This is a genomic window from Aminobacter sp. P4_H6_2 (assembly GCF_056400805.1).
In genome coordinates, this window is the sequence record NZ_JBFUKO010000731.1 from 1 (window position 1) to 2520 (window position 2520).

The 2520-nt window shown below is 60.8% G+C and carries 3 protein-coding genes; 1 reads left to right on the forward strand and 2 read right to left on the reverse strand.

Annotation, left to right across the window (positions count from 1 at the left end; translation table 11 throughout):
* Positions 1-241, forward strand: a 241-nt coding sequence (locus tag AC1DUU_RS29310; protein WP_476786836.1) for a YciI family protein, incomplete at its 5' end; no start/stop codon positions are given.
* A 469-nt stretch (positions 242-710) separates the two neighbouring features.
* On the opposite strand, the gene AC1DUU_RS29315 is transcribed toward AC1DUU_RS29310, so the two are convergent.
* Both AC1DUU_RS29315 and AC1DUU_RS29320 read right to left on the reverse strand, forming a co-directional pair.
* The gene (locus AC1DUU_RS29315; protein ID WP_476786837.1) at positions 711-1367 is read right to left on the reverse strand and encodes a TerC family protein; all 657 of its coding nucleotides are present in this window, start codon (positions 1365-1367) and stop codon (positions 711-713) included.
* Between the two features lie 255 nt (positions 1368-1622).
* Positions 1623-2492: a LysR substrate-binding domain-containing protein gene (locus AC1DUU_RS29320; protein WP_476786838.1), complete on the reverse strand. Its 870-nt coding sequence runs from the start codon at positions 2490-2492 to the stop codon at positions 1623-1625.
* Positions 2493-2520: the final 28 nt, after the last annotated feature.

The window sequence follows — 2520 nt, forward strand, 5'->3', positions numbered from 1 at the left end:
GGGGCGAACAGAGCGCGCGGTGACCTTGAGAGGAAAAGGGCTCGGCTTCGTCACCGACGGTCCCTTTGCCGAGACCAAGGAGCAATTGCTCGGTTTCTACGTCGTGGACTATCCAACGATCGACGGAGCTGTCGCAGCGGCACGCGAATTGCGCTCCGCCAACCCGACTGCGGTGTATGAAATCCGGCCGATTTCGCTCTATGTCCCCGGCGTCCCAATGGCGGCGTGGGACGAGCACTAGCGAAGCTTTCGCCATCTGAACTGTTCGCCATTGCCTGTTCCGGCGCTACGGCGCTGACGTATGCAGGTTTTGCTTGACCAAGGCACTCGGTGATCGCCGGTTGCCCGGCACCGCAATCGTCTGCATGGCCCGGCGCACGCCTGGCATTTGAAGCTCACCAGCGCAAAGCAGCCGAGCCACGAGACATGCGCTCAGTGCCAGAAGCTGCAATAGGGTCGAAGCCGTTTTCATAGCTATCGCCGGTCAATAACGACCTGTCTGAAGCGTTGGCCACTTCAGCTCGCGGTTCGGTTGATTGGTTCTGCGAATGTTCGGATGCGGTCGTTCTGCCGATCAAATCCGAAGACTGACTATTCATAGCATGAAAAATTGTTTCACACTAGAGGAATCTCTTGGGGCGAGCGATAGCTTGGTAGGTGTCGAAGGCTGCATGCCGGAGCAATGTCGCTCCGGCATGCATGGGCCCGTCTCAGGCGCCTCTGAGATAGGGCATGACCTCCAGGACGCCGCGGTAGATCATCTCGCCGGCGACGTAGAGAATAATCACCAGGCCGACATAGGCGATCCAGCGATGCTTTTGCAGCAGGTTGGCGATGAAGCTGGCGGCAATGCCCATCAGCGCGATCGACAGAACCAGGCCGAAGACCAGGACGTTGGGGTGATCGCGGGCAGCACCTGCAACGGCAAGCACATTGTCGAGCGACATGGACACATCGGCGATGACGATCTGCCACGCGGCCTGCGCGAAGGTCTTGCGCGGGGCGGTGCCAGCGACCTTTCCGTCGCCATCGATATCCGCCTCGGAAAGTGCTTCGACGGCCTGCGTCTCTTCGGCATGGTTATGGCGAAGTTCGCGCCACATCTTCCAGCACACCCACAGCAGAAGCACGCCGCCGGCAAGCAGCAGGCCGACAATCTGAAGGAGTTGGGTCGTTGCCGCAGCAAAGCCGATGCGCAGCACGGTTGCTGCGATGATGCCGATGAGGATTGCTTTGGCGCGTTGATCCTTGGGCAGGCCGGCAGCGGCGAGGCCGATTACGATGGCGTTGTCGCCCGCCAGCACCAGGTCGATCATGATGACCTGGAGGAGAGCCGATAAGGCTTCGGGAGTGAATAGTTCTGTCATGCGGCACCCTTTGCTGTCGCTAGGGCGGCGTGGCTCGCACATGCTCTGCTTAGCGCGGAATCCGCGCGAAACTCGCCAAGTGCTGTCAAGGAGTACGGAACGTCAAAGCCAGGCCGCCGGATTGAAATTCCAGTCCGACATCACAGCCATTATTGACTGCCAGAGGGGCCCGGCCTGGTGACGGTTTGGTAATCGACCAAGGCGAGAAATTCAAGACAGAATGTGCGGTCGAAGCGCCGGTGGCCACACTTGCTTTCAACCCGCCGCCATCGACCGCGCAATATCCAAAAACACCCGCACCAGCTTACCCCCGCTGCGCTCCTTGAGGCAGATCAGCGCCTCATCCATCAGCATTTCGGGTGCAGCGATCGGGATCTGCACCAGCCGCGCGTCTTGCCCGAACTCAGCAGCGGAGACGAAGCCTATGCCAGCGCCCGACGCCACGATCTCGCGCACCGCCTCGCGGCCTTCCGCCTCGATCGCCGGCTTGAACTCGAAACCTTCCTTGATGGCCAGGTCTTCGAGCTTGGCGCGGGTCTTTGAGCCGCGCTCGCGCATGACCAGCGGCAGCAGGGACAGTTCGTGCAGCGACAGCGACTTGGCCGAGGCAAGCGGGTGGTCGGTGGATACGAAGGCAATGATCGGCGTCGAGTTCAGTTTGACCACCTCGAAATCGCGGCCGATGGGAATTTCGCCGAGCACGCCGATGTCCGCCTCGTAGCTGTAGAGGCTGGAGATGACGGTCTCGGTGTTGCCGGCGCGCACAGACACCTGGATGCCGGGATATTTTTGGCGGAACTGGCCGAGGATATGCAGCAGATGGTGAGCGGCGTCGGCGACGATGCGCAGCGTGCCCGAGCGCAGCGCGCGGGATTCCGACAGAAGCTCAAGCGCCTGCTGCTCGGTGTCGAACATGCGCCGCGTGATTTCGAGCAATTGCTGCCCGGCTGCCGTCGGCGTCACCTGCTTCTTATGGCGGTTGAAGAGCAGGACGTCGTATTCTTCCTCGAGCTTGCGCACCTGGTCGGATATCGCCGGCTGGGTGAGAAACAGCGTCTCGGCGGCGCGCGAAAAGCCGCCGCAAATCGCAACATAATGAAAAGCTCGAAGCTGTACGTAGCGCATGCCTACTCCCTGAAGTGAGGTAGAATAC